The sequence below is a fragment of the Paraburkholderia ferrariae NBRC 106233 genome (genome assembly GCF_000685035.1).
GTDB lineage: Bacteria > Pseudomonadota > Gammaproteobacteria > Burkholderiales > Burkholderiaceae > Paraburkholderia > Paraburkholderia ferrariae.
In genome coordinates, this window is record NZ_BAYB01000017.1 from 1 (window position 1) to 508 (window position 508).

1 pseudogene is annotated in these 508 nt (G+C 67.1%); it reads left to right on the top strand.

Going from position 1 to position 508, the window contains the following annotated elements:
* Positions 1–508 (top strand): annotated as a pseudogene (locus BFE01S_RS39320) (urocanate hydratase); the annotation flags it as partial.

Below are 508 nucleotides of genomic sequence, written 5' to 3' on the forward strand. Positions count from 1 at the left end.
GCCAGATGGCGCTGGAAATGGGGGTGGACAACGCCTTCGACTTTCCGGGCTTCGTGCCGGCGTACATCCGGCCGCTCTTCTGCGAGGGCAAGGGGCCGTTCCGCTGGGTGGCGCTCTCGGGCGATCCTGAGGACATCTACAAGACCGATGCGAAGGTGAAGGAACTGATCCCGGACGACGCGCACCTGCACAACTGGCTGGACATGGCGCGCGAGCGCATTGCGTTCCAGGGGCTGCCGGCGCGGATCTGCTGGGTGGGCGTGAAGGACCGCTATCGTCTGGGGCAGGCGTTCAACGAAATGGTGAAGAACGGCGAGCTGAAGGCGCCGGTCGTGATCGGCCGCGACCACCTGGATACGGGTTCGGTGGCGAGCCCGAACCGCGAGACGGAGTCGATGAAGGACGGGTCGGACGCGGTGAGCGACTGGCCGCTGCTCAATGCGCTGCTGAATACGGCGGGCGGCGCGTCGTGGGTGTCGCTGCATCACGGCGGCGGCGTGGGGATGGG